Annotated in this window: 26 protein-coding genes; 19 read left to right on the forward strand and 7 right to left on the reverse strand. The window is 67.1% G+C overall.

What is annotated here, in order from left to right; all coding sequences use genetic code 11:
* Window positions 1-82: 82 nt before the first annotated feature.
* Both ACZLHH_RS05585 and ACZLHH_RS05590 read left to right on the forward strand, forming a co-directional pair.
* Entirely contained in the window at window positions 83-1090 is a 1008-nt protein-coding gene (locus tag ACZLHH_RS05585) for a LacI family DNA-binding transcriptional regulator (protein WP_049461483.1), read from the forward strand.
* Window positions 1091-1194: 104 nt separating this feature from the next.
* Window positions 1195-2247 (forward strand): sensor domain-containing diguanylate cyclase, encoded by a 1053-nt coding sequence (locus ACZLHH_RS05590; RefSeq protein WP_049463739.1) that lies wholly within the window; start codon window positions 1195-1197, stop codon window positions 2245-2247.
* Here the strand turns inward: ACZLHH_RS05590 and ACZLHH_RS05595 are convergent.
* Window positions 2235-3131 carry a LysR family transcriptional regulator gene (locus ACZLHH_RS05595; protein ID WP_049461806.1) on the reverse strand — a complete coding sequence of 299 codons (897 nt, stop codon included), beginning with the start codon at window positions 3129-3131 and terminating at the stop codon, window positions 2235-2237. The genes ACZLHH_RS05590 and ACZLHH_RS05595 overlap by 13 nt on opposite strands.
* Window positions 3132-3239: 108 nt before the next feature.
* On the opposite strand from ACZLHH_RS05595, the gene ACZLHH_RS05600 reads away from it, so the two are divergent.
* The 11 genes from ACZLHH_RS05600 to ACZLHH_RS05650 all read left to right on the forward strand — a co-directional run bounded on the left by ACZLHH_RS05600 (window position 3240) and on the right by ACZLHH_RS05650 (window position 13097).
* On the forward strand, window positions 3240-4088 hold the full coding sequence (locus ACZLHH_RS05600) for an isocitrate lyase/PEP mutase family protein (RefSeq protein ID WP_049398866.1): 849 nt from the start codon (window positions 3240-3242) through the stop codon (window positions 4086-4088).
* Between the two features lie 135 nt (window positions 4089-4223).
* Entirely contained in the window at window positions 4224-5249 is a 1026-nt protein-coding gene (locus ACZLHH_RS05605) for an AI-2E family transporter (protein ID WP_012510371.1), read from the forward strand.
* Window positions 5250-5411: 162 nt separating this feature from the next.
* Window positions 5412-7154, forward strand: coding sequence for a GGDEF domain-containing protein (locus ACZLHH_RS05610; protein ID WP_049461805.1), 1743 nt, complete (start codon window positions 5412-5414; stop codon window positions 7152-7154).
* Window positions 7155-7311: 157 nt separating this feature from the next.
* Window positions 7312-7665: a hypothetical protein gene (locus ACZLHH_RS05615; RefSeq protein WP_239684299.1), complete on the forward strand. Its 354-nt coding sequence runs from the start codon at window positions 7312-7314 to the stop codon at window positions 7663-7665.
* Window positions 7666-7679: 14 nt separating this feature from the next.
* A complete protein-coding gene (locus ACZLHH_RS05620) occupies window positions 7680-8183 on the forward strand; it encodes a GNAT family N-acetyltransferase (RefSeq protein WP_049461810.1) in 504 nt (167 codons plus the stop codon).
* A gap of 128 nt (window positions 8184-8311) precedes the next feature.
* Window positions 8312-8893, forward strand: coding sequence for an NMCC_0638 family (lipo)protein (locus tag ACZLHH_RS05625; RefSeq protein WP_049461804.1), 582 nt, complete (start codon window positions 8312-8314; stop codon window positions 8891-8893).
* Window positions 8894-9075: 182 nt separating this feature from the next.
* On the forward strand, window positions 9076-9543 hold the full coding sequence (locus ACZLHH_RS05630; protein ID WP_049461809.1) for a DUF2975 domain-containing protein: 468 nt from the start codon (window positions 9076-9078) through the stop codon (window positions 9541-9543).
* Window positions 9543-9767, forward strand: a complete 225-nt coding sequence (locus ACZLHH_RS05635) for a helix-turn-helix domain-containing protein (protein WP_032127628.1) — start codon at window positions 9543-9545, stop codon at window positions 9765-9767. The genes ACZLHH_RS05630 and ACZLHH_RS05635 overlap by 1 nt, the downstream gene beginning before the upstream one ends.
* Window positions 9768-9810: 43 nt before the next feature.
* Window positions 9811-11349, forward strand: a complete 1539-nt coding sequence (locus ACZLHH_RS05640) for a TerC family protein (RefSeq protein ID WP_049461803.1) — start codon at window positions 9811-9813, stop codon at window positions 11347-11349.
* Between the two features lie 134 nt (window positions 11350-11483).
* Window positions 11484-12620 carry a metallophosphoesterase gene (locus ACZLHH_RS05645; protein ID WP_049461802.1) on the forward strand — a complete coding sequence of 379 codons (1137 nt, stop codon included), beginning with the start codon at window positions 11484-11486 and terminating at the stop codon, window positions 12618-12620.
* Window positions 12621-12692: 72 nt separating this feature from the next.
* A complete protein-coding gene (locus ACZLHH_RS05650; protein WP_049461801.1) occupies window positions 12693-13097 on the forward strand; it encodes a hypothetical protein in 405 nt (134 codons plus the stop codon).
* Window positions 13098-13159: 62 nt separating this feature from the next.
* Here the strand turns inward: ACZLHH_RS05650 and ACZLHH_RS05655 are convergent, their stop codons facing one another.
* From ACZLHH_RS05655 to ACZLHH_RS05675, 5 genes are all read right to left on the reverse strand, one after another.
* Window positions 13160-13798: a ferric reductase-like transmembrane domain-containing protein gene (locus tag ACZLHH_RS05655; protein WP_049461800.1), complete on the reverse strand. Its 639-nt coding sequence runs from the start codon at window positions 13796-13798 to the stop codon at window positions 13160-13162.
* A gap of 51 nt (window positions 13799-13849) precedes the next feature.
* A complete protein-coding gene (locus tag ACZLHH_RS05660) occupies window positions 13850-14584 on the reverse strand; it encodes an HvfC family RiPP maturation protein (protein ID WP_049461799.1) in 735 nt (244 codons plus the stop codon).
* Complete coding sequence (locus ACZLHH_RS05665) at window positions 14577-15422, reverse strand: HvfB family MNIO-type RiPP peptide maturase (protein WP_049461798.1); 846 nt, start codon at window positions 15420-15422, stop codon at window positions 14577-14579. The genes ACZLHH_RS05660 and ACZLHH_RS05665 overlap by 8 nt, the downstream gene beginning before the upstream one ends.
* Window positions 15423-15478: 56 nt before the next feature.
* Window positions 15479-15955, reverse strand: a complete 477-nt coding sequence (locus ACZLHH_RS05670) for an HvfA family oxazolone/thioamide-modified RiPP metallophore (RefSeq protein WP_049422760.1) — start codon at window positions 15953-15955, stop codon at window positions 15479-15481.
* Window positions 15956-16055: 100 nt separating this feature from the next.
* The gene (locus tag ACZLHH_RS05675; protein ID WP_049461797.1) at window positions 16056-16700 is read right to left on the reverse strand and encodes an HvfX family Cu-binding RiPP maturation protein; all 645 of its coding nucleotides are present in this window, start codon (window positions 16698-16700) and stop codon (window positions 16056-16058) included.
* Window positions 16701-17042: 342 nt separating this feature from the next.
* On the opposite strand from ACZLHH_RS05675, the gene ACZLHH_RS05680 reads away from it, so the two are divergent.
* The 6 genes from ACZLHH_RS05680 to ACZLHH_RS05705 all read left to right on the forward strand — a co-directional run bounded on the left by ACZLHH_RS05680 (window position 17043) and on the right by ACZLHH_RS05705 (window position 22994).
* Window positions 17043-17837 (forward strand): alpha/beta fold hydrolase, encoded by a 795-nt coding sequence (locus ACZLHH_RS05680; RefSeq protein ID WP_049461796.1) that lies wholly within the window; start codon window positions 17043-17045, stop codon window positions 17835-17837.
* A 3-nt stretch (window positions 17838-17840) separates the two neighbouring features.
* Complete coding sequence (locus ACZLHH_RS05685; RefSeq protein WP_049461795.1) at window positions 17841-18386, forward strand: redoxin family protein; 546 nt, start codon at window positions 17841-17843, stop codon at window positions 18384-18386.
* Between the two features lie 58 nt (window positions 18387-18444).
* Window positions 18445-19185, forward strand: coding sequence for a response regulator (locus tag ACZLHH_RS05690; protein WP_049461794.1), 741 nt, complete (start codon window positions 18445-18447; stop codon window positions 19183-19185).
* The gene (locus ACZLHH_RS05695) at window positions 19182-20495 is read left to right on the forward strand and encodes a sensor histidine kinase (RefSeq protein WP_049461793.1); all 1314 of its coding nucleotides are present in this window, start codon (window positions 19182-19184) and stop codon (window positions 20493-20495) included. The genes ACZLHH_RS05690 and ACZLHH_RS05695 overlap by 4 nt, the downstream gene beginning before the upstream one ends.
* Window positions 20496-20643: 148 nt before the next feature.
* The gene (locus tag ACZLHH_RS05700; RefSeq protein WP_049461792.1) at window positions 20644-21657 is read left to right on the forward strand and encodes a hypothetical protein; all 1014 of its coding nucleotides are present in this window, start codon (window positions 20644-20646) and stop codon (window positions 21655-21657) included.
* A gap of 77 nt (window positions 21658-21734) precedes the next feature.
* Window positions 21735-22994, forward strand: coding sequence for an MFS transporter (locus ACZLHH_RS05705; protein ID WP_032127623.1), 1260 nt, complete (start codon window positions 21735-21737; stop codon window positions 22992-22994).
* A 4-nt stretch (window positions 22995-22998) separates the two neighbouring features.
* Here the strand turns inward: ACZLHH_RS05705 and ACZLHH_RS05710 are convergent, their stop codons facing one another.
* Window positions 22999-23946: a nucleoside hydrolase gene (locus ACZLHH_RS05710; protein ID WP_049461808.1), complete on the reverse strand. Its 948-nt coding sequence runs from the start codon at window positions 23944-23946 to the stop codon at window positions 22999-23001.
* Window positions 23947-24002: the final 56 nt, after the last annotated feature.

Genomic DNA, 24002 nt, shown 5'->3' on the forward strand with positions numbered 1-24002 from the left:
CGATGCAATCGATTGCATTATCCTAGCAGGGGCTCACGCAGGACCTGTTGTGCACTGCACAGCAGACAGGAGAACTAACGCCATGGCCACCATCTACGACATCGCGAAGCACGTCGGCGTCTCCGCAGGCACGGTGTCGCGGGCGCTTTCCCGGCCGGACAAAGTGCTGCCGGCCACGCGCGCGCGCATCGAGCAGGCCGCTGCCGCACTCGGTTATGTGCCCAACACGGTGGCCCGCACGCTCAAGACCCAGCGCAGCGGCAAGATTCTGGTCACCGTCCCGGACATCGCCAATCCGTTCTTCGCGCAGATCCTTCAGGGGGCGGAGGACGCCGCACAGGCGGTCGGCTATGCGGTTCTGCTCGGCGATACCCAGCATCAACCCGACCGCGAGGAGCGCTATGCGCAGATGCTTCGGCGCAACGAGGCCGACGGCATGATCGTGCTGGGGCACCGCCTGCCGCCGACGGCGCGCGAGATCGTCCAGCAGCGCGGTGCCGCCGCGCCGGTGATCAACGGCTGCGAGTTCGACCCCGCGCTGGGCATTCCCAGCGTCCATATCGATAACGCCGCGGCCGCGCGCGTGGTGATGGAACATCTGTATGAGCTGGGACACGAGCGGATCGCCGTGGTCGGCGGACCGCCGGACAATCCGCTGCACCAGCAACGGCTGGAAGGGGTGCGGGCGGCTGGCAAGGCGCGTGGACGCCTGCGCCAGCTGAACATCGTGCCGGGTGACTTTTCGGTGGAATCCGGCCATGCGGCTGCCATGGCGCTGCTGGACGGCATGTCTGCGCCAACGGCGATCTTCTGTTTCAGCGATCAGATGGCGCTGGGCACCCTGGCGGCCTGCCGCGATCTGGGCATCCGCGTGCCGGAGGATCTGTCGATCGTCGGCTTCGATGATCTGGCATCTTCCCGCTACCTCACGCCGCCGTTGACCACCATCCGGCAACCGATGCGGGAGATCGGTGAGCGCGCGGTCAACCTGCTGCTTGCCATCATCGAGCACATGGATGTGCCGCTGCAGCAGACGCTGGATTTCAGCCTGATGCTGCGGGGTTCAACGGCGCCACCCAGGCGTGGGTGAGGCAGGGTAACCGCCGTGAATCCTTGATCCCGAATTGACGCAGAGCTGTCAGACTCACCACAGGCCGCCCGGCAAGGGCGTGCGATCGCGCAAGGGGGTCGGCAATGCCGTTCTTGACGGACTCGACGGAAGTCGCGGTCGAAGGCATCGGCGCGGCACGTCGCATCGGCTGGATGCGCTTCGTGGGCAATGGGCTGGGCGCGATTCCCATCGCCTCGATCATTCTTGAACGTCAGGACGGCCCGTGGGCCTGGGTGTTGCTGCTGCTCAACGCGCTGGCCTGGCCGGCGCTCGCGCTGGTGCTGACCCAGCGCGCCCGCCAGCCTGCGGTGGTCCAGTTCCGTTGCATGGTGGTTGATTCCTTCTTTGGCGGTGGCTGGATCGCCTTCATGGGGCTCAGCGTGGTACCCAGTGCGTTGTTCGCCGCGCTGCTGGTCGCCGACAAGATCGCCGCCGGTGGGGTGAAGCTGGCGGTACGGGCCACACTGGCACTGGTAGCGGGATTCGTGCTCACCTGGTGGGGCCTCGGGTTTCCTTACCAGCCGGTGTCATCGCAGCGCACGATCGTGCTCAGCGTGCCGTTCCTGTTCGTCTACGGCATCGGCCTCAGCATCCTCAGCTGGCAGCTGGCGCGGCGAGTGAAATCGCAGAACCGCCAGTTGAAGCGGCTGAGCCGCATGGACCCGCTGGTGGAGCTGGCCAACCGCGGCTTCCTGATCGTCCGTGCGCAGCAGGCACTGGACAAGGCGCAGGGGCAGGGTGGTTTTGCCTGCCTGCTGATGCTTGATGTGGATGACTTCAAGCGCATCAATGACTCGCACGGTCATCGCGCCGGGGACGAAGTGCTGCGCCATATCGCGTCCACCTTGCGCGCCTTCGCCCGGCCTGGCGATACCCCAGCGCGGCTGGGAGGCGACGAGTTCGTCGTGCTGCTGCAGGACTGTGCGCCCGTCGATGCGATGCATGTGGCAGAGCGGGTTCGGCTGCAACTTCTGGAGGCAGCACGGCAGGCAACACCGGGCATCGAGTTCAGCGTCAGCATCGGAATCGCGGCGACGCCGCGCGGTGGCAGCGTCGAGGACTGGCTGGCACTGGCCGACCGCGCGCTGTACCACGCCAAGCGCCAGGGCAAGAACAACGCCAGCTATGGCGAATGAGGTGTTGCCAGGTCTCTGGCGCAGGCCAGCAGCTGGGTGGCCGTTGCCGGAGGCCCGCAGCGCACCGCCAACTGCAGCGTGGTGGTCGGCATGCCCAGTTCCAGCGCAACAAAAGCCAGGCCGCTGCGGTGCATGCTCTGCATCGAGGCCGGCACGATGGCGATGCCCAGGCCGGCAGCGGCAAGGTTGATCGCCGAAGCCACCTGCGGCGCTTCCTGCTGGATGGTAGGCGCAAAGCCCTGGCTGCGGCAGGCAGCGACGACGTCTGCACTCAGGCCCTGGCCCGATTTCCGCGAGAACAGGATGAAGCGCTCGTCGCGCAGCTCGATCAGCGCGATGCTCGTCCGGCACGCCAACGGGTGATCGGCCGGCAGTACTGCCACCAGGGGTTCGGCACTGAGTTGCTGTGTCATCCGTTCACCGGTATTGGAAAACGGCGGGCGCACGATTACTGCATCGAGCTCGCCATCATCGAGGCGCCGGACCAGGGATTCACTGCCATCTTCTACCAGCCGCACCTGCACTGCCGGATGCGCCCGCTGGAAGCTGCGCATCAGCGCGGTGACAGCCTCGTTGTAGGTCGCCGATTCGGTCAGCCCCAATGTCAACGTGCCGACCTCGCCGCGTGCGGCGCGCAGCGCCTCCTCCTTGGCCTGGTCGACGCGCGCGAGGATGTCCTCCGCGGCTTTCCAGAATACCTGGCCAGCATCGCTGAGCACGATGCCGCGTCCCTGCCGGTGGAACAGCGGTGTGCCGATCTCTTCCTCCAAGGCGCGGATCTGCTGCCCGAGCGGCGGCTGGGCGATATGCAGGGCCTCGGCGGCCTTGGTGAAGCTCTGCAGCTGGGCAGTCATGACGAAGTAGCGCAGGTGCCGCAGTTCCATTGGAACCTCAAACGTTCTGGTGCTGTACGAACACGGTATTGGACGGTCGCCGCTGGCGGCAACATCATCGGTATCCCACGGCAGATGTCCAACGACAAGGGAGACCACATGAAAAAGACACGTCAGTTGCGCGATCTGCTCCGCCAGGGCAGCGTGATTGCGCCAGGTGCATTCGATGGATTGTCGGCGCGCCTGGTGGAGCTGGCCGGCTTCGATGCGGTGTATGCCAGCGGCGGCGCCATCGCGCGTTCGGCCGGCGTGCCGGACATCGGCCTGCTCGGCCTCAGCGAAGTGCTTGCGCAGGTTGAACGGATCGTCGATGCCTGCGATCTGCCGGTGATCGCCGACGCTGACACCGGCTTCGGCGGCACCGCGAATGTTGAACGCACGGTGCGCGCGTTCGAAAGGGCAGGGGTTGCCGCCCTGCATATCGAGGACCAGGCCTTCCCCAAGCGCTGCGGACACCTGGATGACAAGACGCTGGTCGACGCGGGCGAGATGTGCACGAAGATCCGTGTCGCCTGCCAGTCGCGGATCGACCCGGAGTTGATGATCATCGCGCGTACCGATGCCATCGCCTGCGAAGGCCTGGATGCGGCGATCGAACGGGCGCAGGCCTATGTGGACGCGGGCGCGGACATGATCTTCGTCGAGGCACCGGAAACGCTGGAGCAGATTGAGGTGATTTCGCAGCAGGTTCCCGGGCCGAAGCTGATCAACATGTTCCACAGCGGCAAGACGCCGCTGGTGCCGGTGGCGCGGCTGGCCGAACTCGATTACCGGCTGGTGATCATTCCCTCTGACCTGCAGCGCGCTGCGATCCGGGCCATGCAGCGCACCCTGCAGGAGATCGCAGCGACTGGCGACAGCGGGCGTGTTGCCGGCGAGCTGGCCAGCTTCGGCGAGCGTGAGACGATCGTGCGCACGGCGCGGTATCTGGCACTGGACCGGGTGTGATCCGGGCGTGATTGCGGACGTGCCGATGGACGGAGAAGGGGCGGCGGAATCCGCGTGTGTTGCCTGTTCATCCTGCACCCGGAATCATCGCCGCCAATCCTCTACCATGGGCCACCCTGCCCGGACGTGCCGCCCATGCAAGACGCCCTCGTTGCCCAGCCCAAGCCCCCCGTCCCGAGGATCGCGGCCTGGCTGATGATGCTGCTGGGCATGTGGCTGGCGTTGAAGCTGGGCCTGGTGGTGACCCTGCTGTCGGGCCTGCTGGTGTTCCAGCTGACCCACCTGCTGGCCTCCACCGTGGAGGGCAAGCTGCCGCCAGGCCGGGCGCGGGCGATCGCGGTGATCGTGCTGTCAGCGGTGATCATCAGCGCGCTGGTGCTGGCCGGGATCGGCGTGGCGTCATTTTTCCGCAACGAGACCGGTGGACCGGACGCATTGCTGGCGCGGCTGATGGAGATCCTCAATTCGTCGCGGCACCAGGTGCCGGCGCTGCTGCAGCCGTACATCCCCGAGGACATGCCGGCGCTGCGCACGGCACTGAACGACTGGGCCGCCGAGCATCAGCGCCAGCTGGGCGTGGCCGGTACCTCGGTGGTGCAGGTGGGCGTACGCGTACTGATCGGTATGGTGCTGGGCGCGATGATCGCGCTGTATGACGAACTGCCGCTGCCGAAGATGGGCCCGCTGGCGCAGGAGCTGATCGGCCGCACCAGCCGCCTGGCCACTGCGTTCCGCCAGGTGGTGTTCGCGCAGGTGAAGATCTCGCTGCTCAACACCGTGTTCACCGCCATCTTCCTGCTGGGCGTGCTGCCGTTGTTCGGCGTGCACCTGCCACTGTCCAAGACCCTGGTACTGATCACCTTCATCGCCGGCCTGCTGCCGGTGGTGGGCAACATCATTTCCAACACCATCATCACCATCGTCGCGCTGTCGGTCTCGTTCTACGTGGCCGTGGCGGCGCTGCTGTACCTGATCGTGATCCACAAGCTGGAGTACTTCCTCAATGCGCGCATCGTTGGCGGCGAAATCCAGGCCCGCGCCTGGGAGCTGCTGTTGGCGATGCTGGTGATGGAAGCGGCGTTCGGCCTGCCCGGCCTGGTAGCGGCGCCGGTGTTCTACGCCTACGTGAAGCGCGAACTGGTCGACCAGCGCTGGATCTAGTACGGCAGGGTGTGACGCATTCGCCCCAGCCCGGCGCGGGGTGAGACCTTGCCGGCGCGTTCGCGGTGGCTGCGGTATACCCATGGTCACGGTTCGCGCGGCACTGGCTTGGCGCTGCCGGGACCGGCGGCTACAGTGATCCGCACTTCAGGGGAAATTTGCATGGCCGGCAAGGCATCGCCCATCGGACTGCGGACCTGGGTCTGGATCCTGGCGGGGTCGTTCGTGGTCTGTACGCTGCCGTTGATGGCCATCGCGCTGGTCCAGGGCACGCTGCGCTACAGCGCTGCCGAGGACAACCTGGTCAGCCTGCGCCAGCTGCGCCAGACCTTCGACCTGGCCAACCTGGTCTCGGCCGAACGCGGCCCGGCCAACAGCCTGCTCGGTGCCGCCCCGGCCGATGCCAGCGAGCATGCGCGGCTTACGCTGCAGCTGGCGGTGGTACGCAGGCGTGTGGACACCGCGCTGCAGCAGCTGGATGCCGTGTTCACGGCTGATCCGGGCGTGGTGGATGAGCATGGGATGCTGGCAGACGCGCAACGTCGCCTGCAGTCGGCGCGCGCGGGCGTGGACCGGGTGGCAGCGCAGCCGCGCGACGCACGACGCGTCGAAGACGTGGAGCGCGCGATCAGCGGCATGTTTGCCGTGGTCGACCGCCTGCACGTGCTGACCTCGGCACAGATCAACGTACTGGTCCGGGCCGACCGCGAAGCGGCGATTCCAGCCATGCAGGGGCAGGTGCTGATCGACCTGCGCGAGCACGGCGGGCGTCTGGCCTCCAACGTGATGGCGCCGGTGGCGGTACCCGGTGCCTGGCGCAACGAACAGGTGCGCGCGGCGCTGCAGACCGAGGGCCGCCTGTTGGAACTGTGGCGGCTGGCCGGCAGCCACGAATCGGTGTTCCGCAGTGATCCGACGCTGTCCTGGCATTGGGATATGGCGCGCCGGCAGTTCTTCGGCGAGTCACTGCCGATGATCGAACAGCTGATCGACGATGGACGGCGTGGCCTGCCGCCGCCGTGGACCGCTGCCGAGTTCACCACGCGCTACGTGCCGACCCTGCAGTCGCTTGAGGCGCTGCGTGACGGTTACCTGAGTGTGTCCATCGCCAGGTTCGAGCACACCCGCAACCGGGAGGCCACGCGGCTGGCGGTACTTCTGGCCACCGCGCTGGGAACCCTGGTGGTACTGGGTGTGGCGCTGCGTATCGCGCATCTGCAGATCCTGCGGCCTCTGCTGCAGGCACAACGGCAGGTGATCCAGATTGCCTCCGAAGCGCCGGGGCCCGAGCAGCATGTCACCCATCCGCTGGCCGAGATGCAGCGCCTGTTCGATGCGATTGAAGTGCTGCGCGAGAAGTCGCGCGAACGCTCGGCGCTGACCAGCGAGCTGCGCCAGCTGGCCGGCACCGATGAATTGACCGGACTGCTGAACCGTCGCGCGCTGGAGGAACTGGTGCAGCAGCGCCACGACGAGGGGCGGATGAGCGCAGTGGTGATCCTGCTGGACGTTGATCGCTTCAAATCGATCAATGATGGTCATGGCCACGATGCGGGTGATGAAGTGCTGGTACAGGTGGCGCAACTGCTGCAGCGCCATCTTCGCCGCAGCGACAGCATTTCCCGCTATGGTGGCGAGGAGTTCCTGGTGCTGCTGGCCGACGGTGACCTGGCCGCTGGCCGACAGCTGGCCGAATCGCTGCGGCTTGCGCTGCAGCAGCTGGACATCGTGGTGGCCGGCGGTACCGTGCTGCGGGTGACCGCCAGCTTCGGCGTGGCCCGCGGTGCTACCGACGCCTTGGGCTGGCGGACCCTGCTGCGTGCCGCCGATGCGGCCATGTACCAGGCCAAGGCGCAGGGCCGCGACCGCGTGCGGGTCGCCGGTGGTGGGCGCATTCCACGCTGAAACATCATGTTCATCGCTGGCGCACGCATGGCTGCCTAGACTGGACCTTCGACCATCTGGCAGGAGTGCATCATGACCGTTCGCCCCGTCGTTGCTGCAGCGCTGCTGGCCGGGATGCTGGCCGGCTGTACCTCCACTTCGTCGCAGACCGCTGCGGATGCGCCACGCCACCCCCTCGGTTGCCGCCGACCTGAGCCCGGTGCCGGCTTTCACCGCCGGCGGTGCGGGTTGGAGCATTGAGATCGCCTCCACCGGCCAGGGCAACCACGATGCCAGCCTCAGCGCTGACGGCCGTACCCTCAAGGGCACGCTGCGCTATCCGGGGCAGCCGGCCGATGCACCGAGCTCGCTGATCGTGCTCAACGGCGAGCTTGGCCAGCAGCCCGCCATCGTCGAGATCAAGCGTGAGTCGTGCCGCACTGCCGAAGGTGTGGATACCCTGGCCAGCGTGCAGGTGACGATGGAAGGGCAGCCACAGCGCCGCGGTTGTGGCCACCTGGCCGTGTACTGATCCTGTGCGCCGTCGTGCTTGAGATTCCAACCCTGCACACCGTGCGCCTGCGGCTGCGTCCACAGCAGCTGGATGACTTCGGCGTCTATGCCGCGTTCCTGGCCTCGCAGCGTGCGCGGGGCATGGGCGGGCCGTTCGGTGAGGTGGCGGCGTGGGGGCAGTTCTGCCATGACCTCGCCAGCTGGCATCTGTTCGGCCATGGCGCGTTGATGATCGAGCGTGCCGATACGGGAGCCTGCATCGGCCAGGTCGGGATCAATCATGGCCCACTGTTTCCTGAAAAGGAGCTGGGCTGGTTGCTGTACGACGGCCATGAAGGGCAGGGCTTTGCCACTGAAGCGGCCGGTGCACTACGCGATTGGGCGTTCGTGGTGGTGCGGCTGCCGACGCTGGTCAGCTACATGGCGCCGGGCAACCTGGCATCGCAGGCCGTCGCGCGGCGCCTGGGCGGGGTGCTGGATGCGAACGCCGCGCGCAGCGATGCGGATGATCTGGTCTACCGCTACAGCACCCGGTAGTGCCGGCCGCTGGCCGGCATCATCGGTGCACCCGGGGGCGTCATCTACGCATGTCAAGCCATGACCCATTGCGCGTGGCGCCCGGGCTTTGCCATCCTCCCTGCTGTTTTCCGTAGCGTGGAATCCCGATGCGTCCTGTGTTCTGGCTGGCTTTGGCCCTGCTGCCCACCCTGGCGGTGGCGCAACCCGCGCGTATTGCCAAGACCAAGGCTCCGGCGCAGGATCCCTTCAGCGAGCTGTTCGATACTGCCTGCATGCAGCACATCGGTGCCCCGGCGCGGTTGCAGTCGCTGATGGAATCCAATGGGCTGTCGCCGTTGCAGCCCGCCGAAGCCGCGACGCTGTTGCAGGGGCAATCGGGCGTGGCCTGGATGGTGCCTCTGGCCAGTGGCCGCTATGCGGTGAGCTGGGCTGACGATGGCACGTGTACGGTCTACGCCGAAAAGGCCGACGCGGCGGTCGTGCAGAAGGGATTCGCCCGGTTGGTGCAGGCCGCACCGAAGCCGTTGCAGGTGCGGTCGCTGCCAGGGCGTGGGCCGCTGTCGGCCGATCAGGTGGCCATCCAGTACGGCTGGGCCACGCCGGGGCAGGGCAAGCTGCAGGTGCGATTCCGCCTGGTCACACGGCAGGCGGCCGAAGCCGGCGTGCAGGCGATGGCCTCGGCGGCCCCGGGCGAAGCGATGCTGGCGCAGGGCGCGCCTGAGCCCTGAAGGGCCCACGCTCGCGATTCAGCCTTTCACGCGGCAAGTGGTATATCGTTTATCGATAAATCCACCCGGGGCGGCGAGGCCACCCCAATGCCGGAGGCCGCTTGACCGCTCGTCCCGCCCGCGCCAGACCCGCGCGAGGCTTGTTCACCCTGGCCCAGGCCGCCGTACAGGCGGTGCGGGCGATGTGCTGGCTGGGCATCCTGGCCGCACTGCTGGCCGTGCCGCTGGTCGCCCACGACCGCAGCTGGCTGCTCGACAGCATGCACGACGCTGATGCTGCTGCCGTGCATGGCAGCGACCTGTTCCTGCATTTCTGCCTGGGCCTGGGCGCGATCGTCGCGCTGCTGGTGCTGTGCCTGATGTTCCTGCGCCACCTGCTGCGGCTGTTGAAGTCGGCGGCGCGCGAGCGGCCGTTCACCCACGCCAATGCACAGCGCCTGCAGCGCATGGCCTGGCTGATGCTGTCGATGGAGGTGCTGTCGATCCTGATCGGCGCCTACGCCGCCTGGATGGGCCCGGACTTCACCTGGATGGAGGTGGGCGGCGGCATGTCGATCACCGGTCTGGTCGCGGTGCTGATGCTGTTCGTGCTGGCACGCGTATTTGCCGTGGGTGCGGCAATGCGCGATGACCTCGACGGTGTCATCTGATGGCGATTGTCATCACCCTGGACCGCATGCTGCAGGAACGGGGCATGACCCTGTCCGAGCTGGCCGGGCGCATCGACATCACCCTGGCCAACCTGTCGATCCTGAAAACCGGCAAGGCGCGCGCCATCCGCTTTTCCACACTTGATGCGATCTGCCGTGAGCTGCAGTGCACGCCCGGTGACCTGCTCGGGCATGACCCGGCGCAGGCGCAGGAGGCTGACTGAGTGTTTCCCCTTTTCCCTTACCTACTGACGAAACGGACCTGAAATGGAATGGTTGGCTGACCCCTCGATATGGATGGGCCTTGCAACCCTGGTCGTGCTGGAGATCGTTCTCGGCATCGACAACCTGGTGTTCATCGCGATCCTGGCCGACAAACTGCCGCCGCACCAGCGTGACCGCGCGCGGGTGATCGGCCTGGCGCTGGCCCTGCTGATGCGGCTGGTGCTGCTGGCCGCGCTGGCATGGATCATGAAGTTGACCGAACCGCTGCTCACGCTGTTCGACCACAGCTTCTCCGGGCGTGACCTGATCCTGCTGGGCGGTGGTCTGTTCCTGCTGTTCAAGGGCACGATGGAACTGCACGAGCGGCTGGAGGGCCGCGAGCATCACGAGGATGGCAAGAAGGTCTACGCCAGCTTCGCGATGGTGGTGGCTCAGATCGTGGTGCTCGACGCGGTGTTCTCGCTGGACTCGGTGATCACCGCGGTCGGCATGGTCGACAACCTGGGCGTTATGTACGCCGCGGTGACCATCGCGATGGCGCTGATGCTGGTGGCCAGCAAGCCGCTGACCCGCTTCGTGAACAAGCATCCCACGGTGGTGGTGCTGTGCCTGGGCTTCCTGTTGATGATCGGTTTCAGCCTGGTGGCCGAAGGCCTGGGCTACAAGATCCCGAAGGGTTATCTGTACGCGGCGATCGCCTTCTCGATCCTGGTTGAAGCCTTCAACCAGTGGGTGCGCTTCAATCGCGAGCGCAACGAGCGTCGCCAGCCGTTCCGCCAGCGTACCGCCGACGCCGTGCTGCGCATGCTGGGCGCGCGCCCGGCCAATGGCCACGACGACGAAAACGCTGACGAACACGTCGATGCCGAAGATCGGTTGCAACCGGCCGAGCACGAGATGATCCGCAGCGTGCTGGGCCTGGCTGATCGCCCGGTGTCGAGCGTGATGACCGTGCGTGCCGACGTGCAGTGGATCGACCTGGCACGTGGGCAGGAGGATGTGGTGGCACGCTTGGTGGCATCGCCGCACACCCGCCTGCTGGTCGGCGATGGTGACCTGGACAGCCTGCGCGGCGTGGTGCAGAGCCGCGACCTTCTGGCCGACCTGCTGCAGGGCAGGCCGCTGCAGCTGGAGGGCAACCTGCGCGAGCCGCAGTACGTGCTGTCCAGCGCCAGCGCACTGCAGGCGCTGGAACTGATCCGCCAGCACCCGGTGCCGTTGGCGGTAGCGGTGGACGAGTACGGCAGTGTGGAAGGTCTGGTGACCGCCAACGATCTGCTGGCGGCCATTGCCGGTGACCTGGTCGACACCCAGGACGAGCGCTATGGCGTGGAGGCGCAGGGCGAGAACCAGTGGGAGGCCGACGGTGCGCTGACCCTGGACGACCTGCAGCGCCTGGCCGGCGTGTCGCTGCCGCGCAGTGCCGACTACATGACCATCTCCGGACTGGTACTGGAGCAGTTGGGTCGCCTGCCGGACATCGGTGACACGGTGGAGATTGCGGATGTACGCATCACCGTACTGGCAATGGAGAAGCGTCGCATCGCCCGCCTGCGGGTGGAACGCATCGGGCTTTCGTAGAGTCGAGCCATGCTCGACTGGCCCTCTGTAGAGTCGAGCCATGCTCGACTGCTTCCTGAGCAGCCGGGTACGGGCCCGGCTCTACACAACACTGCCGGCAACCGTCACCATGGCGGGCCCGCTTTCTTTCCAGGATGGTTGCAGTGCTGAGTACGATCGGTTTGTTGATGGGCCTGTACGTGGCCTGGCGCCTGTTCTGGCCACTACGCATGCCCATCTGGATGAAGGTCGTGCTGTCGCTGCTGTTGGTGAGCGTTGCCGTGCAGCTGCGCATCGTCGCCATGTTCTGGGGCACGATGGCCTCGCCGGAAATCCCGAAGCTGGCCATCGCCTCGTTGGCCACGGGTTCGACTGCTGTACTGCTGCTGGCGCTGTTCCTGCTGGTGCTGGACGCCGGCCTGTTGGTGTCGCGCATCCTGCGCAGGCCACGTGCTGTATCGGCGTTGCGCGCGCCGAAGCTGCGCCCGGCGGCGGGTGTGCTGGCGCTGCTGGTCAGCGCCTATGGCGTCAGCCAGGGAATGGCGGTGCCCAAGCCCAGGCACATCGAGGTGAGCATCGCCGGGTTGCCGGCCGGGTTCGACGGCTATCGCGTGCTGCAGCTGACCGACATCCATGCCAGCCGCCTGCTGACCGGCGACTGGGTGCGCAGGGTGGTGGAGGAGAGCAACGCACTGAAGCCGGACCTGATCGTGATCACTGGCGATCTGATCGACGGCAGTGTCGAGGCCCGTCGCGACGACGCGCGTCCGTTGGCCGACCTGCAGGCGCCGGATGGCGTCATTGCCATCACCGGCAATCACGAGTACTACGCGCAGTACCAGGAGTGGATGCAGGCGTTCCGCGCACTGCACATGCAGGTGCTGGAGAACAGCCACCTGCAGGTGCGGCGCGGCGATGCGGCGCTGACCATCGCCGGTGTCACCGATCCGGTGGCCGCACGCTACGGTCTGCCGCTGCCGGACCTGGAGGCCGCGCTGGCCGGTGCTGATCCGGGCGCGCCGGTGATCCTGCTCGACCATCGCCCGCGCAACGCACGCGAGGCGGCCGCGCGTGGGGTAAAGCTGCAGTTGTCCGGGCATACACATGGCGGCCAGATCATCGGCATGGACCAGCTGGTGAAGCGCGCCAATGGCGGTTTTGTGTCCGGCCGCTACGAGGTGGATGGCATGACACTGTACGTGAGCAATGGCGCCGGCCTGTGGGCCGGTTTCCCGGCACGCATCGGCGTTCCTTCGGAGATCACCCTGATCACCCTGCGCCGCGCCCCGTGACCTGAAGTGGGGTCAGAGCCCTTTGCCTGCGGGAAATGGATCTGACCCCTGACAAACCAAATGGAAGGAACCATGTCCCATCCCCGCGCACCCATGGAACGTCTTATCCGCGCCAATGCGGACGAGATCAATCGGCTGCGCCAAGCCATCCGCGAAGCCGCTGGCGCGCGCTGGCGTGGCCCGGAAGCAATGCAGCGGCACGTGGCAGCCTGCGCGGAATACAACCAGCGCTATGAACAGCTTGCTTTCCCGGGGGGCTACGCCAACGCGCTGAAGCAACTTGCCGAACGCGATCCAGATACGGTGGATGTCGTGCTGACCTTCCTTGAGGTGCGCCCGTACTTCTTCCGTTCCGGATATATGTGGAAGACGCTGCTGAAGCGCGTGCAGCGGGCACCGATGGGTGTGAAGCAGCAGGCCCGGATGCAGAAGATCCTCGATGCCTACGCTGCCTATCGCGCCACACGTGACGGCTGATGGGGACGACATGATGGGGTCAGATCCCTTCGCCTTTGGCAAAGGGATCTGACCCCGGCCCGTCAGGCCGCTCGCAGCGGCGGCCGCGCATGCGCACTTCGACGCAGCGCTTGCGCCCGCTTGGCGATCCAGCGCACCACGAAGGCGGTGAACAGCAGCGCCGACGGCACCGCATACCAGAAGTTGCCCGGCACGCGCTTGAAGTACGAGTAGGTGAAAACCGCCGCGATGATCCACATGCCGGTGACGTGCAGGCGACGCCAGGCCGTGGGTCCCATGCGCCGGGCGAGCCCCCGATGCGAGGTGATGGCCAGCGCCAGGATGGCGATGTAGCCCACCGTGCCCGGGAGGTTGGCCAGCGCTGAGCGTGCTGGCCAGAATGCCGGGTTGAGGATGCCGAAACTGGTGATGGCGATGGCATGCAGCAGGTGCGAGAACGCGAAGGACAGGCCGATGATGCGCCGTTCGCGCAGCAGGAACCGGGTGAACGGGCTGGGCAGCAGGCTGGCGAACGACGATGCCGTGAACGCTGCCAGGAACAACAGGAACGATGTGCGTGCAGTGACCCGGATCGCGGCTCGGATGCCTTCGGCCGCATCGGGATACAGGGCGAAGGCCGCCAGCGCGAAGGCGATCAGGACCACCGCCACGGACACGAACAGGCGCCAGCCGTGCAGGAAGGGAGTATTGGATGCAGCCATGGTGAGACCTCGAAGTAGGGGGGCGGTAGTGCCGGCCGCTGGCCGGCAATCTCAGAAAGCAGGCAATGCGACCAGCACGCCCGCCGCGCACAGCTCGCCCAGAACAGGCACGCAGGCAATGCGCAATGCGTCCGCTGCCTCGCCATGTGTTTCGGACAGCAGCTGCAGTGCTTCATCCACCGACGCGCTGTCGTCACCGAACACCGACAGCAGCGCGTAGGCCGGCGGTGACAGTTCCTCGGTCTGCAGGCTGAAATCGGCGAGGCGCTGGATCACCAGCAGCGTGGGAGCCGTGCTCAACACCGGCTCCAGCGCCCCGTCCTCATGTACTGGCCACTGGTAGCCAAGCACCCGCACCAACGGCGAAACCGCCAGCACATCATTGCCTACGGGAGCGCGCTGCAGCGGCCGCCCGCCGTCACGCGTTTCAATGTGCAGCGACTGCTGCGTGCTCTCGTAGTGCGCCAGTTCTGCTGCCCAGCCCGGCAGTGCCAGCGTGTCCTGCACTGCCAGCCAGGCCGCGAACTCGCCGGCGATCCGTGGGAACAACGGGGTGTGACAGATGTGGCTGGCGTAGTAGTGCTCCACGATGTCGCGCCAGCGCGACGTGCCCAACTGTTGCTGCAGTCGCGGCAGGCTGCTGGCCAGCAGGGTGTCCAAGCTGTCGATGCACAGGCGGCGGTAGACCGCCATCCGCCGCGCCTCGATGCCATCGGGTGCGGTCTTTGCAGGGTCGCGCACATGATCGGCCCAGCGCCGTTGCAGGGTCGCCAGCGACTCAGCCATGGGCCACCTCGGGCCAACGTGCCTCGGCCTGCGCCTGGCGGATCTGCCCGACCTCGGCCAGCAATTCGGCAAGCGGGGGGAAGTTGAAGTCGCGTTCGAGCAGCGTGGGGCGAACGCCCACCCGCGCATAGGCCTCGCGCAACAGTGCCCAGACCACGCCTTTCACCGGTGCACCATGGGTATCGATCTTGAAGCCATCGTCTTCATCGAAGTGGCCCGCCACATGCAGCGAGGCGACGCGGTGGGCCGGCACGCGGGCCAGGAATTCGAAGGCGTCATAACCATTGTTGCAGGCGTTGACGAAAACGTTGTTGACGTCCAGCAGCAGGTCGCAGTCGGCTTCGGCGAGCACGGCGTTGATGAAGTCGATCTCGCTCATGTCCGTGCCGGCAACGGCGTAGTAGGAGATGTTCTCCACGGCGATGCGTCGGCCCAGCATGTCCTGCACCTGGGCGATGCGACCGGCGATATGGTGAACGGCCTCGGCGGTGAACGGCAGCGGCAGCAGGTCGTAGACGTGGCCACCGGCAGCGCAGTAGCTCAGGTGTTCGCTGTACAGCTGCACCTGGTGCAGGTCGAGGAAGGCACGCGTCTGGGCCAGCAGGGTGCGGTCCAGCGGATCAGGACCGCCCAAAGAAAGCGACAGGCCGTGGCAGGTCAGGGGGTGGCGTTCGCTCAACCTGCGCAGCGCTGCACCGTGTGCACCGCCGACGCCGATCCAGTTGTCGGGCGAAACTTCGAGGAAGTCGATGGCACCGGCCGGCATGGCCAGCAGTTCGTCGATCAGGCCACGACGCAGGCCAAGACCGGCGGCATTGGAAGGCAGGGGCAGGGTCATGACGGTTGCTCCAGGGAGAGGGCGCCGCCTCGGAGGCGGCGCCGGTTGAACGTCGATCAATCGGCGACGCGGGAGAACAGGCCCTTCGGCATCGGCTTGCCGTTGGCGGTGTAGACGCTGCGCAGGTAGTCGTGCGCTTCCTGCTCGCTGATGTAGCCGTCGTGGTCGGTGTCGATGCGGTCGAACTCGGCGGCACGCTTGGCGGCCACGGCGTTGAACTCGGCACGCGAGACCCGGCCATCGTGGTCGCGGTCGGTGCGGGCAAACGAGGCGTCGCCGCACTTGCCTTCGCCACACTGGCCCTCGGCCACCTTGGCCTTGCCGGCGGGCTTGCCGGTGGCGGTCTTGTTGGCCCCGCACTTGCCTTCACCGCACTTGCCTTCGGCGGCGGCGCTCATGGCCACGGCACTGATCGCCAGTGGCTGGATCGCCGCAGCCTGGCCGGCCAGCAGCAGGCCACCGGCCAGGGCGATGCCGACGGCACCGATGCGCGGCAGGCGGGAGGAGAGGGTGTTCTTGGTCGAGACGGACATGGTGGTGACTCCTTGGGAATGCACGCGGGGCGTGCGGGATGGACGCCGCTTGAAGGCGACGGAAACGAAGGGAAGAAGCGCGGTGAAGGGGCGAAGCGGATCAGGCGTTGCGGCGACGGCGCAGTACGTAACCCACCAGCAGCACACCACCGAGCAGGGCGCCGCCGAAGCCGATGCCGGGCAGCAGCGCGGCAACCGGCAGCAGCAGGGCGATCAGGCTGACGCCCCAACCCAAGCCGTCATTGCCAACGGGGGCGTGCTGTGAGCCGGCCAGCAGTCGGTCCACGCTGAGTGCGCCACCGCCGTTGAGGATCAGTGGCAGCAGCATGGCCAGGAACAGCAGCGGCAGCTTGAAGTTGCCGTAGCCCTGGTCGGTGATCGCATAGCCCTGCCAGAGTTCGCCCAGGCCGTTCCATTGGTCGGGCCAGTGCACGGCGGCGATGGCGACCACGGTCAGCACCCAGAACACATAAGCCACCGAGCGCGTGGCCAGGCCGAGCAGCAGCATCACTGCACCCACCAGTTCCAGCCAGGTGGCCAGCTGCCAGTTCAGTGATGCGGGCAGGGTGGAGAATGGGAATGGGAAGCGACCTTCCAGGTCGGCGAACCAGTTCTGGCCGCCCAGCTTCTCGCGGCCGGATTCAAAGAACTCCCAGGCCAGCAGGGTGCGCAGCGCCAATGGCGAGAGCCAGCGGCCGACGGCGTCCAGGCGGGGGGTATACACGGAAGAGGCGGTGCTGATCATGGTGGTGTCCTGCGGGCCAGTGGGCGATGGAGGCCATTTCAGGCGGCGCAGGTATCGGCAACGTGTGCCGTTGCCCGGGGTTTTGTCAGCGACTGTGGCTGCGGTCGGGGTTTCGTACAGTCAGATACAAAGACGATGCGTTGACGCACATCGGGGCGTTGCGCGCCCCCGTGCGGGGAGCGATATCCACCCGGTAGCGCCCGGCCAGGCACGGCACCCGAATGTATCCCACTGTAGAAACCCGCCTGCGCCCTACAGTCCGGTACAACTCCGCGCCGCGGAGAAACAGCGGCGATACACCGGCAGGCGGAAATGGCCACTCCCAACACCGGAGTGCCACCCATGATCCGTACCTCGTTGCTTGCCGCTGCTCTCGCCCTTGCCGGCGCCGCCGCCCCCGCCTTCGCCAGCCAGGCCGATACCGCTGCACCGCCCACCGTCATCCTGGTGCACGGCGCCTTCGCCGATGGCTCCAGCTGGAGCAAGGTCATCAGTACCCTGCATGACTGGAAGCTGCCGGCGGTGGCCGTACAGAATCCGCTCACCTCGTTGGCCGACGATGTTGCCGCCACCCGCCGTGCGATTGCCGCTGCACCCGGCAAGGTGGTGCTGGTCGGCCACAGCTGGGGCGGTACGGTCATCACCGAGGCGGGCAATGACCCGAAGGTGCAGGCGCTGGTGTACGTGGCGGCCTTTGCACCGGATGCAGGGCAGTCTTCGGCGCAGCAAGGCGAAGGTTTCCCGGTCGGTCCGGGCTTGGCCCGCCTGCAGGAAAGGGATGGTTACCTGACATTGCCGGCCGATGCGATCGCCCAGGACTTCGCGCCGGACGTGATGAAGAAGTCGGCTGCGCTGCTGTACAGCACCCAGGTCCCGTTGAAGGCCAGCGCGCTGGGCGAGGTGGTGAACGTTGCGGCGTGGCGCAGCAAGCCGAGCTGGTACGTGCTCAGCCGCGATGACCGCATGCTGTCGCCGCAACTGCAGGCCGCGACCGCACGTCGCATCGGTGCACAGCTGCAATCGATCGGCAGTAGCCATGTGTCGCTGCTTTCGCATCCGGCGCAGGTGGCCGACAGCATCCTGGAAGCGGCAGGGGTGAAGCCGGCGGAACTGCCGCTGGCCGAGCAGGGGGGCTGAGCGATGGCCGCCCTGCGTGCGTACGCGCTGCCCTTGCTGATGGGCCTGCTGGGTGGGGCTGCGCTGTTGATGGCCTGGCCCAGCCCGGGGGCCGATGCGCAGCCGGCACAGGCCGTTCCCGCCGCCGAGTTCGACGGTGGCGGGCCCTGGCACAACAGCCCACCGCTCACACTGGAGCAGTTGCAGGGGCAGGTGGTGCTGGTCGAGTTCTGGACCTACACCTGCAGCAACTGCCTCAACGTGGCGCCATACGTCCACCAGTGGCATGCACGGTACGGGTCGCAGGGCCTGACGGTGATCGGCGTGCATACGCCGGAGTTTGCCTATGAAGGGCTGCCCGGCAACGTGCGCAGGGCCATCGCACGATTGGGTATCACCTGGCCGGTGGTGCAGGACAACCAGTACCGGATCTGGAACGCCTGGGGCAACCGTTTCTGGCCCGCGCTGTACCTGCTCGACCGGCAGGGGCGGGTGGTCTACCGCCATTACGGCGAGGGCGACTACGCACGTACCGAAAGCGAGATCCAGCGCCAGCTGGCCAGCCCCTGAGCCGCGCTACCATGGCCGCGCCGCGCGGCGCTGTCCCCCTGCCTTCATCGAGAACGCAATGAACCCTGTACCGCACATCCTGGTCGTCGACGATGACAGCGATATCCGCCAGATGCTGGCCGACTACCTGCAACGCAACGGCCTGCGCGTGAGCCAGGCCGACGGTGGCCGGGCCATGCGCGCGCTGATGGATACCCATGCCGTGGATCTGGTGGTGCTGGACGTGATGATGCCAGGCGAGGACGGCCTGAGCCTGTGCCGCAACCTGCGCGCCGGCAAGCATCGTGCGGTGCCGGTGGTGCTGCTGACCGCCCGCGACGACGAGACCGACCGCATCATCGGCCTGGAAATGGGCGCTGACGACTACGTGACCAAGCCCTTTTCCTCGCGCGAACTGCTGGCACGCATCAACGCGGTGATCCGTCGCACCCGGATGCTGCCGCCGAACCTGCAGGTGAGCGAAGCCGGTCGCCAACTGGCCTTCGGTGCCTGGCGCCTGGATACCACCGCGCGCCATCTGCTGGATGCGCAGGACACCGCGTATCCGCTCAGTGGTGCCGAGTTCCGCCTGTTGCGCGTGTTCCTCGATCACGCCAATCGGGTGCTCAGCCGTGACCAGCTGCTCAGCCTCACCCAGGGCCGCGATGCCGAACTGTTCGACCGCTCGATCGACCTGTTGGTCAGCCGCGTGCGGCAGCGCCTGGGTGACGACGCACGCGAGCCGACCTACATCAAGACCGTGCGCAGCGAAGGCTATGTGTTCAGCGTGCCGGTGCAGTTGCTGGGGCCGGACGAATGAACACCACCGCACGCCGTCCACGCTGGCCGCGCACGCTGTCGGCGCGGCTGCTGCTGGTGTTGCTGGGCGGACTGGCCCTGGCCCACGCACTGTCCTTCGGCCTGCTGTTCTTCGAACGCTACCAGTCGACCCGCAGCATGATGCTGCGCAACCTCGACGAGGATGTGGCGGTGAGTGTCGCGCTGCTGGAGCACCTGCCTGTGGCGCAGCGTGAGGCCTGGGTGCCGCGGCTGGAGCGGCGCACCTACCGCTACCTGCTGCGCCCGGCTTCGGCCGGGCCGGGGCTGCAGACCGATCGTGCACGCCAGGTCACGGCGATCATCGACGACAGCCTGCAGCACCGCTATCCGTTGCAGGCGCGCCAGGTGGCTCGCCTGCCGGAGCGGTTCGAGGTGGAACTGCGCCTGCACGACGGCACACCCTTGACCATTGAAGTCACTCCGTCGGGCCTGCCGCTGGCACGTTGGCTGCCCGCCGTGCTGCTGGTGCAGCTGGCGCTGCTGCTGGTGTGCGCGTGGTTGGCGGTGCGCCTGGCCATGCGCCCGCTGCAGCAGCTGTCGCATGCGGTGGAGCATCTGCAGCCGGGCAAGGACGGGCCGGCACTGCCTGAAGATGGTCCTGCGGAAGTAGGCGGTGCGGCGGCCGCACTCAACGCGCTGCAGGCACGCATTCGTGGCCATGTCAGTGAGCGCCTGCAGATCCTGGCCGCGATCTCGCACGACCTGCAGACCCCCATCACGCGCATGAAGCTCCGGGCGGAGACCCTGCCTGAAGACAGCACCCAGCAGCGGCTGCTGGCCGACCTCGACCACCTGGGTCAACTGGTGCGTGAGGGCGTGGCCTATGCGCGCAGCAGCCACGTCGCCAGTGGCGCGCCGGTGTCGATGGATCTGGGTGCGTTCCTGGCCAGCGTGGTCGGCGACTACGAGGACATGGGCAAACCGGTCAGTGGCGGTGCACCCGCTGGGCTGATCGTGCAGACCTGGCCGCAGCCGCTGCGACGGGTGGTCGGCAATCTGGTCGACAACGCAGTGCGCTACGCCGGCGCCGCCGAGATCGGTGCGGGCCGCGATGAGGCCGGCAGGGTATGGATCAGCATTTCCGACCGTGGCCCGGGCATTCCCGAGAACCAGCTGCAGGCGGTGCTGGCGCCGTTCCATCGGCTGGAAAGCTCGCGCAACCGCGATACCGGCGGCACCGGCCTGGGCCTGGCCATCGCGGTGCAGCTGGCGCAGTCGCTGGGCGGCTCACTGCGGCTGCACAACCGCGAGGGCGGCGGCTTGCGAGCGGAGCTGCAGCTGCCGGGGTAACGGGCGGAGTCAGATCCGTTTGCCGCAGCAAAGGGATCTGACCCCGATGCGAGAGCATCCACGCATGGCGTGGATCTACGGCATTCCTGCACCACCCCGGGATCGGCGATCATCCGCAGCGAGTGTTGAAACCAGGGAGCACCACGCAATGCAGGGAACGCATCATTCAATCCGGCGTCCACGTCACGCTGCACTGCTGATCGCCGCACTGCTGCTGGCGGCCTGCCCGCGCACACCAGACGAACCGGCCGACGCCCCCGCTGCCGACACGCCACTTGCCGCGCCGACCACAACAACAGACATCTCGCCTCTGCTCGATGCCCTGCCGACCTGTGCGCTGGACGGCTGGTACATCGATCAGCAGACCGAGCGTCCGGCACATCCCTGGCTGGCCACGAATACGCCGAAGCCCTGCAAGGTGGACGAAGAGAACGAGATCGCCACGTTCTGCGTGCAGGGGCAGTGGAAGGGACTGCCGGTGGAGGAGGTGATCCTGCCGACGATGACCTTCGTCTCGTTCCGTGGCGTGAAGATCGGCCTGCCGCTGGAGAAGGCGCGTCCCATCGTCCGCCAGCGCTTCGGGCAGGAATTTCCGGGCGGCGCGTCTTACGAGCAGGGCCGCGAACCGAAGCTGATGGCCGATCCTGAAGATGCGCAGCGCTCGTGGCTGCTGTGCAGCACGCCGGAGCTGGGAGATGACGCGAGCAGCCAGGCAGGCGTGAGCTATTCCGGCATGAACCTGCCCTACGACCACGACGGTTGCAGCTACCGCTACAGCCCGGTCGACTTCTGCGATGCGCGGCACCGGGCCGCCATTGAAGAAGCTCTCCAGCATCATAAGCCCAATTTCAACCAGCACTATCTGCTGGTACAGGTCGATGATCGTCCCGAGCACTTCCAGCGCACGCTGGTGCTGGTCGACACCCGCACCGGACGCGCCACGCCATTGCCGATCGATGCCTTCACCGGCCCGGCGGGGAAGGGCGGAGACGCCGCCGGCTACGGGACACTGGAAACGGGCGTGGACCAGCAGCAGTTCTGCCTCAATGGTGCGTTGCTGGTCTACCGCGTGTTCGAGGAAGGCCGCTTCTGCTTCGGCTTTGACGGTGAGCGATTCACCGGCCATGAAACCCAGTACATGCAGGCGACGGACAGCCGATGACCGGTATTTCACCCCGGCCGTGACATCCTCCCCGAACCTGCGCAACCGGGATCGAGGCTGTTGAAGGCGAACACGCAATGACTGCCGAGCGGCAGCGCTCGATGTGGGTGGCCGGCCTGTCCACGGTGGTGGAGTGGTACGACTTCACCTTGTACCTGTACTTCGCCACGGTGCTGTCGCGGGTGTTCTTCGGTGGTGGCGAGCAGGCGCTGCTGGTCACCCTGGCCGGCTTTGCGGTGTCCTACCTGATGCGCCCGCTGGGCGCACTGTGCTTCGGCCACCTGGGGGACCGGCTGGGCCGGCGTTGGATGCTGCTGGCATCGATGGCCTTGATGGCAGCGGCGATGCTGGCCACCGCGCTGCTGCCGACAGCGGCCACGGCGGGCACTACGGCGGGCGTGCTGCTGCTGGTACTGCGCTGCGTGATGGCATTTTCGGTGGGCGGTGAGTACACCGGCGTGGTGGCGTACCTGCTGGAAAGCGCACCAGCACGGCGACGCGGCCTGGTGACCTCGCTGGCATCGGCGGCCAGCGAGGTGGGCGCGCTGCTGGCGGTGGCGATCTCGGCGCTTACGGTTGCGCTGCTGCCCACGGCGCAGCTGGACAGCTGGGGCTGGCGCATTCCGTTCTTCTTCGGTGCCGCGCTGGCACTGGTGATCCTGGTTGCGCGCTCGGGCATGCACGAATCGCCGGAGTTCGAACGCCAGCGTCGCGAGGGTAGTATTCCGGCTACGCCGCTTCGCCACGTATTGCGTAACCACCCGCTGGCAGTAGCGCGCACGTTTGCGATCTCGGCGCTGGGATCGATCACTTATTACGTCGGCATCACCTATGTGCCGGCATTCCTGCATGCGCAGGGTCATGACGAAGGTGATGCACTGTGGCTGTCGACGATTGCGGCAGTGGCGGTCATTGCGATCACGCCGCTGTGCGGCGCATTGTCCGACCGCGTCGGGCGACGCCCGATGCTGCTGGGTCTGACTCTGCTGGCGGCGCTGCTGCCGTTGTCCCTGTTCGCGTGGATGGCGGAGGCGACGGCGCTGGGCATCGGGCTGGCGGCGGTGCTGCTGGCCTGCGTGGCCGGTGGCGTGAGCGCGGTCGCGGCCCCTGCCACGGCTGAACAGTTCCCCGGCGAAGGCCGGGTCAGCGGGCTGGCACTGGGGGTGACCATGGCCACCGCCTTCTTCGGCGGCGCAACACCCTGGCTGGCGCAATGGTGGGTGGAGCGCAGCGGCTGGGCAGCGGCGCCGGGCGCGATGATCGCGCTGGTGGCGGTGCTGGTGCTGCCGGTGCTGTGGACCCTGCCCGAGACGGTCCCGGGCAGGGCCAGGCGCTAGCGGGTCAGACCTTCAGGGTCTGCTCGATGTCGGCCAGTACCGCGGCCGCATCCACGCCGATGGCAATCGACTGCACCACGTGGCCATCCCACACGCTGGGACCGAACGCCAGGCCTTCCGGCTTGGGAATGGTCATGCCGCGGGCGACACCGTCGGTGGCCACGCGCACGCTGGCGCGCTCGAACTGGAACAGCTCCGGGCGGGTCAGCGCGATGCACGCGCAGCAGTCGTGCACGACCATACCCTTGTGGCCGGCCTGCAGGTAGAAGTCTACGTAGTCCTGCGACAGCGCACGGACCAGCTCGGCGTCGGCACCGCCGATGGCCGCCAGCGTGTCCAGGCCGTCACGGTCCATTTCCACGCGGGTGGTCACGTCCAGACCGATCGCGGTGACCGGCCAGCTGGCGGTGAACACCACGTCGGCGGCTTCGGCATCGCCCCAGATGTTGGCCTCGGCGGCCGGGGTGATGTTGCCGTTGACGTGGAAGGCGCCACCCATGATCACCACGCCGCGCACCAGGCCGGCGATGTCCGGGGCCTGCTGCAGGGCCAGGGCCAGGTTGGTCATGCGGCCGACCGCGACCAGGGTCACCTCGCCCGGATGGGCGCGGACCAGGTCGATGATCAGCTGATGGGCCGGGCGCGCATCGGCGGCCACGTCCAGGCTGGCCGGCACCGGGTGGTTGCCCAGGCCGTTTTGGCCATGGATGTGCACCGGCCAGGCTTCCGGGGTGGCTTCCGGCTGCAGCGGGCCACCGGCACCGCGCGCGACCGGAGCGGCAAAGCCCCAGGCCTGCTTCAGGTACAGCGCGTTGTGCGTGGTCGACTCCACCGAGGCATTGCCGAAGGTGGTGGTGACGCCGATCAGGTCGATCTGGGCGTGCTTGTGCAGGTACAGCAGGGCCAGGGCGTCGTCGACGCCCGGGTCGGTATCGAAAATGACTTTCAGCATGTTGTTGTTCTTCTTCTTCCGTGTGGTGCGGGGGGCGCCGGCGGCCACGGGGCAGG

The organism is Stenotrophomonas sp. 28608_Sma (assembly GCF_056486185.1).

Bases quoted from the DNA above. Each gene is read 5' to 3' on its own strand.
- ACZLHH_RS05670 (WP_049422760.1), bottom strand. From the start codon at position 15,955: ATGTCCGTCTCGACCAAGAACACCCTCTCCTCCCGCCTGCCGCGCATC.
- ACZLHH_RS05685 (WP_049461795.1), top strand. From the start codon at position 17,841: ATGGCCGCCCTGCGTGCGTACGCGCTGCCCTTGCTGATGGGCCTGCTG.
- ACZLHH_RS05695 (WP_049461793.1), top strand. From the start codon at position 19,182: ATGAACACCACCGCACGCCGTCCACGCTGGCCGCGCACGCTGTCGGCG.
- ACZLHH_RS05605 (WP_012510371.1), top strand. From the start codon at position 4,224: ATGCAAGACGCCCTCGTTGCCCAGCCCAAGCCCCCCGTCCCGAGGATC.
- ACZLHH_RS05680 (WP_049461796.1), top strand. From the start codon at position 17,043: ATGATCCGTACCTCGTTGCTTGCCGCTGCTCTCGCCCTTGCCGGCGCC.
- ACZLHH_RS05600 (WP_049398866.1), top strand. From the start codon at position 3,240: ATGAAAAAGACACGTCAGTTGCGCGATCTGCTCCGCCAGGGCAGCGTG.
- ACZLHH_RS05645 (WP_049461802.1), top strand. From the start codon at position 11,484: ATGGTTGCAGTGCTGAGTACGATCGGTTTGTTGATGGGCCTGTACGTG.
- ACZLHH_RS05665 (WP_049461798.1), bottom strand. From the start codon at position 15,422: ATGACCCTGCCCCTGCCTTCCAATGCCGCCGGTCTTGGCCTGCGTCGT.
- ACZLHH_RS05630 (WP_049461809.1), top strand. From the start codon at position 9,076: ATGTGCTGGCTGGGCATCCTGGCCGCACTGCTGGCCGTGCCGCTGGTC.
- ACZLHH_RS05635 (WP_032127628.1), top strand. From the start codon at position 9,543: ATGGCGATTGTCATCACCCTGGACCGCATGCTGCAGGAACGGGGCATG.
- ACZLHH_RS05595 (WP_049461806.1), bottom strand. From the start codon at position 3,131: ATGGAACTGCGGCACCTGCGCTACTTCGTCATGACTGCCCAGCTGCAG.
- ACZLHH_RS05590 (WP_049463739.1), top strand. From the start codon at position 1,195: ATGCCGTTCTTGACGGACTCGACGGAAGTCGCGGTCGAAGGCATCGGC.
- ACZLHH_RS05655 (WP_049461800.1), bottom strand. From the start codon at position 13,798: ATGGCTGCATCCAATACTCCCTTCCTGCACGGCTGGCGCCTGTTCGTG.
- ACZLHH_RS05700 (WP_049461792.1), top strand. From the start codon at position 20,644: ATGCAGGGAACGCATCATTCAATCCGGCGTCCACGTCACGCTGCACTG.
- ACZLHH_RS05705 (WP_032127623.1), top strand. From the start codon at position 21,735: ATGACTGCCGAGCGGCAGCGCTCGATGTGGGTGGCCGGCCTGTCCACG.
- ACZLHH_RS05610 (WP_049461805.1), top strand. From the start codon at position 5,412: ATGGCCGGCAAGGCATCGCCCATCGGACTGCGGACCTGGGTCTGGATC.
- ACZLHH_RS05585 (WP_049461483.1), top strand. From the start codon at position 83: ATGGCCACCATCTACGACATCGCGAAGCACGTCGGCGTCTCCGCAGGC.
- ACZLHH_RS05615 (WP_239684299.1), top strand. From the start codon at position 7,312: ATGCGCCACGCCACCCCCTCGGTTGCCGCCGACCTGAGCCCGGTGCCG.
- ACZLHH_RS05625 (WP_049461804.1), top strand. From the start codon at position 8,312: ATGCGTCCTGTGTTCTGGCTGGCTTTGGCCCTGCTGCCCACCCTGGCG.
- ACZLHH_RS05650 (WP_049461801.1), top strand. From the start codon at position 12,693: ATGTCCCATCCCCGCGCACCCATGGAACGTCTTATCCGCGCCAATGCG.
- ACZLHH_RS05710 (WP_049461808.1), bottom strand. From the start codon at position 23,946: ATGCTGAAAGTCATTTTCGATACCGACCCGGGCGTCGACGACGCCCTG.
- ACZLHH_RS05660 (WP_049461799.1), bottom strand. From the start codon at position 14,584: ATGGCTGAGTCGCTGGCGACCCTGCAACGGCGCTGGGCCGATCATGTG.
- ACZLHH_RS05640 (WP_049461803.1), top strand. From the start codon at position 9,811: ATGGAATGGTTGGCTGACCCCTCGATATGGATGGGCCTTGCAACCCTG.
- ACZLHH_RS05690 (WP_049461794.1), top strand. From the start codon at position 18,445: ATGAACCCTGTACCGCACATCCTGGTCGTCGACGATGACAGCGATATC.
- ACZLHH_RS05675 (WP_049461797.1), bottom strand. From the start codon at position 16,700: ATGATCAGCACCGCCTCTTCCGTGTATACCCCCCGCCTGGACGCCGTC.